The sequence below is a fragment of the Flagellimonas oceanensis genome, assembly GCF_003992595.1.
Lineage (GTDB): Bacteria > Bacteroidota > Bacteroidia > Flavobacteriales > Flavobacteriaceae > Flagellimonas > Flagellimonas oceanensis.
The window spans coordinates 144,167-151,849 of record NZ_RZNA01000044.1; the positions used below are offsets into that span (position 1 = coordinate 144,167).

Here is a 7,683-nt window from a genome sequence, read left to right on the forward strand (position 1 = left end):
AGAGGAAGGTGTTCCCGCACCCTCCTCTCAGAAACTATTTAACCACATAAAAATGTAATTAAACATCGTAAACTCATCAAAATTATGGAAAAAAAGGAACTTTTTTTACCAAAGGTCCCAATTATCAGGATAATGAAAATCTATTTAATCTTAGTGGCACTTACTTTGGCCAAGTTATTCGCATCCGAGGCAAACGCCCAAAGTATTTCCTTAGAGGCAAATAACGTTAGATTAAAGAGAATTCTGAACGAGATAGAGCGCAAGAGCGACTATAGTTTTTTCTACAATAACAGTATTGTGGATGTGTATTCCAGAAAATCGCTGAAGGTTGAAAATAAAACTTTGGATGCCGTATTGAACGAGTTGTTCTCGGAATCCGATATCGCCTTTAGCTATGTCCGCAATCAAATCATCCTTTTTCCAAAGGACAATCCGGAAATCAAAAGTAAAATCGAGAACCTTTTGAACAAGCATGTCGACAAAGCACCGACGGCTTTGACCCCGGACAGGATCAACGAACTTATCCGAACCACGGTACAGTTCACTGTCAATGGAAAGGTCACGGATAAAGCGGGAACCCCCATACCAGGCGTTTCCATTTTGGTAAAAGGCACATCAAAAGGAACCACCACCGATTTTGACGGGAATTATAGCATCATGGCCGACACAGGCGATGTCCTTATGTTCAGTTACATTGGCTTTGTTACCCAGGAAATCGAGATTACCGACCAACAGGCAGTGGATGTAGTGCTGGAAGAAAATGTGGCAGCACTGGAGGAAGTTGTTGTTGTGGGGTACGGTACACAGAAGAAATCCGATCTTACCGGTGCCGTTGGTGCCGTGGACAGCGAAACACTTTTAAAAGCACCCGTTAGCAACGCCCTGCAAGGAATGCGCGGTAAGGTGGCCGGTGTAAATGTATTCTTGAATTCAGGCTCGCCAACAGGCTCTCCCAGAATTGTGATTCGTGGTGTGGGAACCATTAATTCGTCTACTGATCCCCTTTATGTTGTTGATGGAGTGGTCATGGACGATATTCAATTCATCAACCCTAACGATATTGAGCGTATGGAAGTGTTGAAAGATGCATCTTCCGCAGCGATTTATGGTGCAAGGGGTGCCAATGGTGTGGTATTGATCACCACCAAAAGAGGGTCTCAGGATGAAAAGATATCCATAGGATATGATGGATTTTTGAGTGTTGGAAGCATCCGTAAGAAAATGGATTTGCTCAACGCGGAAGAATGGTTGGAAGTAGTTAGGACAGGTATGGAAAACACACCAAAGTATCGTCCAAACGATCCAGCCCCCGTATTTACCACCAATGACCCCAATCTATTTGATGCACAGGGTAATCCTTTGTACGATACCGATTGGCAAGATGAAGCCACACGTACTGCCTATTCCAATAACCATCAGCTATCCATTCAACAAGGAAATGAAAAATCATCCATAGGAGTGTTCTTGAATTATTCCCATATCGAGGGGATCATGTTGAACAACGAGTTGGATAGGATCAGCGGAAAAATCGCCTATGATGTGACACCGAAGGATTGGTTGAAATTGGGCGTGAACCTTTTGGTGAACGACGTTAAGGACACCGAGTTTGAAGAAGGCGGAGGCGGTCAATCGCCAAGAAGGACCATGATAGAAATGCCACCGATCTTTCCCGTGAAATTTCCTGATGGAACTTGGAGCAATAGCCAAATGATCAGCGATGCTTACAATCTGGAATCCATGTCCAATCCAGTGCATGTTTTGGAGACTCAAGAACGTTTCTGGGAAAGAAATCAACTTTTCGGAAACTTCTACGCCAGTTTCAACATCATGCCCGGTCTGGAATTTAGAACCCAGTTCGGTTTCGATAAAAATATCAGAAATAAAAAGGAATACTCGCCAAGGGATTTGGTCAATATTTCAGCTCCCAATGGTTACGCGCGTATTTTCAATGAAAGAAGTACTTATTGGCAACAGGAAAATTACCTGACCTATAACAAGGAATTCGGAGATCACAGGATCAATACCATGTTGGGATTGAGTTGGCAAGAACGCAAGTATGAGTCCTCCAATATTTTTGCCAGAGGATTCAGCGACGATTTTTTCCGTTATAACAATATCGGTTCTGCCAGTAATCCAAGTGCACCGGAATCCACCACCAACGAGTGGGCCTTGAATTCTTATTTTGTGCGTGCAGGCTATACTTACAAAGACAAATATTTATTGACCTTGACAGGAAGGGTCGATGGTTCCTCAAGATTTGGGGAGGACAACAAATACGGGTTTTTCCCATCGATCGGGGCAGGTTGGAATATCAGTGAAGAGGCCTTTATGGAGGATGTGACCGCTATCAACCGATTGAAATTGCGTGGTAGCTACGGTATCACGGGTAATACGGAGATTGCTCCGTACAGTTCATTGGCCACGGTATCATCCGGTACGGTTTTACTGAACGGGACAAGGGTAAGTTCCAGTTCCGTTAATCGTTTGTCCAATCCAGGCTTGGAATGGGAGAAAACCAGTCAATTTGATATAGGATTGGATTTGGCCGCCTTTGATTTCAGGTTGCGTTTTGAGTTCGATTACTACGATAAGTTGACCAAGGATTTGTTGTTGGATAGACCAGTACCTTACACAACCGGATTTACTTCGGTAAGGGATAATATCGGTTCCGTTTCCAATAAAGGTATCGAGGCCATGGTCACGGGAGAGATCATCCGTAAAGCCGATTTCGGTTGGGAAACCTCTTTCAACATGAACTACAACAAGAACAGGATCGAAAGTTTGGGTGAGAACGATGAGGACATCGAACCAGGACCATTCTGGGTATCCGGCAGTCAGACGATTTTGCGTGTAGGGGAATCCTTGAGCTCCTTCTGGGGGTATGAGCGTTTGGGAACTTGGGGTACCGATGAAGCAGCGGAAGCCGCTGAAGTAGGTGCAGTTCCAGGTGAGGCCAAACGATCTGCGGACAAGAAGATCCTCGGAAAAGGTCTGCCGGATATCACGGGAAGTTTCATCAATACCTTCCGATATAAGAATTTTGATTTCACGGCGGATATCCAATTTGTGGCAGGTGTCGAGATCATGCAACAATTCTATCACTCCACCGAAGACCGTTCAGGTATTGCCAACGGATTGTCCACCATACTGTATGATGGTTGGACCGAGAACAATCAGAACACCATGGTGCAGGAAATCAGGAACCAAGCCTACGCGGGACAAAACAGTCAAGTGGACAGCAGATGGGTAGTGGATGGTTCCTATATCAGGGGGAACCTATTCTCCTTGGGCTACAACTTCAACCAACAATTTTTGGATTTGATGGGCTTGAACCGTTTGAGGGTCTATGCCAGTTTGGAAAACGCTTTCGTGATCCATTCCAAAGACTTTCAAGGGTACGATCCCGAAGCAACTTCATGGGGTGGAAACCAATGGGGACAGAACATTTTCTTCTTCCAATACCCCAAGCCTAGGACATTTACCATAGGATGTAGCCTCAAATTTTAATCCATAAAAAAAATATCATGAAAATTAAATATATAGTTTTTCTCTTAGGAATGATTGTATTGGGCTCTTGTTCAGACTTTTTGGAAGAACAACCCCTTGCAGAACTTGATTCCAACCAGTTCTTTTCAGAACCGGACCAAGCATATAGTGCCGTGAACTCCTTGTATAGAACTGGGGCTCCCAATATGACGGATGGTGGGGTCTACAGCGGTACCCCCTTAATGTTGGGCGGATATATGTCAGGTTATTTTTATAATGAATATGCAGGTCAGGAATTGCATGTGAGCAATTCACAGGAGTTGACCCTGAACGGGGACAACATCGGAGGTTATTTACAGGACAGATGGAGGGAACTTTACTTGGGAATCTCCAGAGCCAATAATGCCATCAAATATATTCCCGAAACCCCGGGATTGAGTGATTCGGAAAGAACGCAATTGCTGGCAGAGGCCAAATTCTTCAGGGCATTTGCTTACTATTATTTAGTAAGATGGTTCGGCCCGGTTCCATTGACTACCGAACCCTACGAATCTTTGGAGAACCTGTACCTGGAGCGAAGCCCTATAGCCGATATCTATACCTTGATCGAGCAAGACCTGACGGATGCGCTGGACGGAGGATTGCCAACAGTGAGTATGGTGGACAATGGAAAACGGGTTACTGCGGGAGCAGTAGCGACCTTATTGGCCGATGTGTACCTGACCATGAGCGGTAACCCATTGAACGCCGATCGATATGCAGAGGCGGCAGCATTGTCGCAGGATATCATCAATGGAACCTACGGTTCTTATGAATTGGTTCAGCATGATGAGGTTTCTCCAGGAGTGATCGATCCAGAAAACTCAGCGTACAACAAGATCAGAAAAGGGGATGCATCAGCAGTGGAACACATTTATATCAAGGAATACGATCCAGAAATCGGTACTTCTGTATATCCGAGATATTCCTATCCTGTGGCACTCGCTTCGGATGTGTTGTATGATATTACCAATGGTGGATACCTGCCTTCAGATGGCTTTTTGGATCTGTATGATCCTGCCGATGACCTTAGAATACAGGAAAAGCAATACTTCCATTCCACCTTTCAGGATACAGAGCAGACCTTTGCCACGGCACCTTACGTTTGGCATGATGATACAGCGGTATTTGAAACAGCCAACTCAGGAAAGGATTTTGTGGTCTACGGTTATGCCGATGTACTTTTGATCGCTGCCGAGGCAATAGCCAGATCAAGTGGGGTTAATGCTGATGCAGTCAACTATTTGGCCCAAGTAAGGTCAAGGGCCTATTGGGAATCCGATATGACCGCCATTGAAACAGAGCTGTCCGGGTTGGGAACTGATGCTTTTGTGCAAGAAGTATGGAAAGAAAGACATAAAGAACTGGTATTTGAATTCAAAACATGGTTCGACATTGTTCGTACCGGACAATTTCCAGTGGCAGATGCTCCAGGATCCATATCTTTTGTAAATGCAGTGGGCCATACCACGGAAAGAGGTAAACAGATTGAAGCTAAGCACATGTTGTTGCCTTTGCCAGGTCCTGAACTTCAACGTAACCCAAGCTTGGGTACGGATAACAACGGCTATTAAGCATTTTAAAAAACTCAGAGGCCCTTGCCATTTACAGACAATGGGCCTCTTTTTTTATTTCAAAGATTTTGTGATAATCCGCTTAATCACATTCAAGTGGTTCCATTTCAGCGGTTTTCAATTAAGATCGATTCATTTTACTCATATATAATTAAACCAAACACAGACAATGCAGATAATAGAGAACGGCACGGTCTACGATGCGATCATCGTGGGATCGGGAGCTGGTGGCGGGATGTCGGCCAAGGTGCTCTCGGAGGCGGGCCTGAAGGTCGCGGTCGTCGAGGCGGGCCCATTTTTCGATCCGGCCAAACCGGAGCACCAGACCCAGTTGAAGTGGCCCTATGAAAGTCCAAGAAGGGGCAAGAGCACCCGTTTCCGCCCTTTTGGCGATTTCGATGCCGCCTACGGTGGCTGGGACATCGAGGGGGAGCCCTACACCCAAAAGGACGGGACGCAATTTGAATGGTTCCGCTCTCGGATGCTGGGGGGACGCACGAACCACTGGGGGAGGATCTCCCTGCGCTTCGGCCCGAAGGACTTCAAGCACAAGGACGAGGACGGCCACGGGGACAACTGGCCGATAAGCTATGACGATGTAAAGCCCTATTACGACAAGGTGGACAAGATGATCGGGGTGTTCGGCACCAATGAGGGGCTGCCCAACGATCCCGACGGTTTCTTTCTGCCACCGCCAAAACCACGTTTGCACGAACTCTTCTACATCAAGGGGGCCCGGAAGAGCAATGTCCCGGTGTACCCATCGCGTCTGTCGATGTTGACCAAGAAGATCAACAACGACCGTGGGGTTTGTTTCTACTGCGGGCAATGTAACCGCGCCTGTCAGGTGTACGCCGATTTCTCGGCGGGGACCTGTCTGATCTTCCCGGCACAGAAGAACGGGGGACAGATCGACCTCTTCGTGAACTGCATGGTCCGCGAAGTGACCACCGATCAGGAGGGCAGGGCCACGGGGGTGTCCTATATCAACAAAGAAGACAGAAAAGAATATAAACTGAAAGGGAAAGTGGTGGTGCTCGGTGCCTCGGCCTGTAGCTCGGCCCGTATCCTTTTGAACTCGAAAAGCAAGCAGCACCCGAACGGACTTGGGAACAGCAGCGATGTGGTGGGCAGGTACCTGCACGATTCCACGGGGGCCGATAGAGCGGCCTTTGTCCCTGGGCTGATGAACCGAAAGGTCTCCTACAACGAGGATGGGGTAGGGGGAATGCACGTGTACTCACCGTGGTGGGGCGACAATTCAAAGTTGGACTTCCCAAGGGGCTACCATATCGAGGTGTGGGGCGGCATGGGCATGCCGAGTTACGGTTTCGGCTTCAACGTGAACGAGTTCAACAAGTTCTTCGGGACCAAGGTTGGCGGCTACGGTGACATGCTGCGCAGCGATGCCAAGAAGTACTATGGAGCTGTCGTGGGGATGGCCGGCCGTGGGGAATCCATTGCCAGAAGGGACAATTATTGCGAGATAGACCCGACCAAGGTGGATGAATTCGGTATTCCCGTATTGCGTTTCCATTACAAATGGAGCCAGTTCGAGATCAACCAGGCCAAGCACATGCAGGATACTTTTGAAGAAATATTGATCAACATGGGCGGTGAGCCCTTGGGCAAAAAGCCGGGCAAGGACACCAACTACGGACTGCACAACCCTGGAAACATCATCCACGAGGTGGGCACCACGAGAATGGGGGACGACCCGAAGACCTCTGTGACGAACAAGTACCAGCAATTGCACGATGTGGACAATGTGTTCATCGTGGATGCCGGGCCGTTTACCTCACAGGCGGACAAGAACTGTACATGGACCATATTGGCGCTCTCGATGAGGGCCTCGGAATATATCGTGGAACAACTCAAACAGCAAAACATTTAAGGAGATGGACAGAAGAAAGAGTTTAAAGTCGATAGTACTGGGCTCGGTGGCGGGCGGACTGGCCATACATGGCTGCAAGCCTTCGACGGAAGGTACGGAACTGACGGAGGCCCCGAAGATCACCTACCCGGGCCGGGTGCCCCAGGAGATCGAACTGATCGACGAGCTACAGGACGAACAGTTCTTGAACCCGCACGAAGTGGAGACACTGACGATACTGTGCGACCTTATCCTGCCCCCTTCAGAGGAATACAAAGGGGCATCGGATGCGGACGTTGTGGGCTTCATCGAGTTCATGTCCAAGGACGTGGAGACGCTACAGCCGGATATCCGCGGAGGGATCATGTGGCTGGACCACAAGAGCAACACGGAGTACGGCACGGAGTTCAAGAAGGCGGGCGAGGAACAACAAAAGGGGATACTGGACGGGATCGCATACTACGACCCGGAGACACCGGGCAGTGAACGCCCTTTTGAAGTGAACTTCTTCTCCTTGGTGCGGAACCTGACCATGACGGGCTTCTACACGAGCAAGATCGGGATAGAGGAGATCGGATACAAGGGGAACCAGCCCAATGTATGGGACGGAGTACCGGACGATGTACTGGAACAGCACGGGGTGTCCTACGACGAGGAATGGCTCGCCAAGTGTGTGGACCAGAGTAAGCGTGGCGTTATCGCCGAATGGGA

4 protein-coding genes are annotated in these 7,683 nt (G+C 48.2%); all 4 read left to right on the forward strand.

Going from position 1 to position 7,683, the window contains the following annotated elements; all coding sequences use genetic code 11:
• The first annotated feature begins 132 nt into the window (after positions 1-132).
• The gene (locus EO132_RS12435) at positions 133-3,507 is read left to right on the forward strand and encodes a TonB-dependent receptor (protein WP_235856451.1); all 3,375 of its coding nucleotides are present in this window, start codon (positions 133-135) and stop codon (positions 3,505-3,507) included.
• Positions 3,508-3,524: 17 nt separating this feature from the next.
• A complete protein-coding gene (locus tag EO132_RS12440) occupies positions 3,525-5,099 on the forward strand; it encodes a RagB/SusD family nutrient uptake outer membrane protein (protein ID WP_127138169.1) in 1,575 nt (524 codons plus the stop codon).
• Positions 5,100-5,268: 169 nt separating this feature from the next.
• Entirely contained in the window at positions 5,269-6,993 is a 1,725-nt protein-coding gene (locus EO132_RS12445; protein ID WP_127136694.1) for a GMC oxidoreductase, read from the forward strand.
• 4 nt (positions 6,994-6,997) lie between these two features.
• Positions 6,998-7,683, forward strand: a 686-nt coding sequence (locus EO132_RS12450; RefSeq protein WP_164732268.1) for a gluconate 2-dehydrogenase subunit 3 family protein, incomplete at its 3' end; no start/stop codon positions are given.

Excerpts from the sequence above, each read along its gene's own strand:
- EO132_RS12435 (WP_235856451.1), top strand. The coding sequence starts at position 133 with ATGAAAATCTATTTAATCTTAGTGGCACTTACTTTGGCCAAGTTATTC.
- EO132_RS12440 (WP_127138169.1), top strand. The coding sequence starts at position 3,525 with ATGAAAATTAAATATATAGTTTTTCTCTTAGGAATGATTGTATTGGGC.
- EO132_RS12445 (WP_127136694.1), top strand. The coding sequence starts at position 5,269 with ATGCAGATAATAGAGAACGGCACGGTCTACGATGCGATCATCGTGGGA.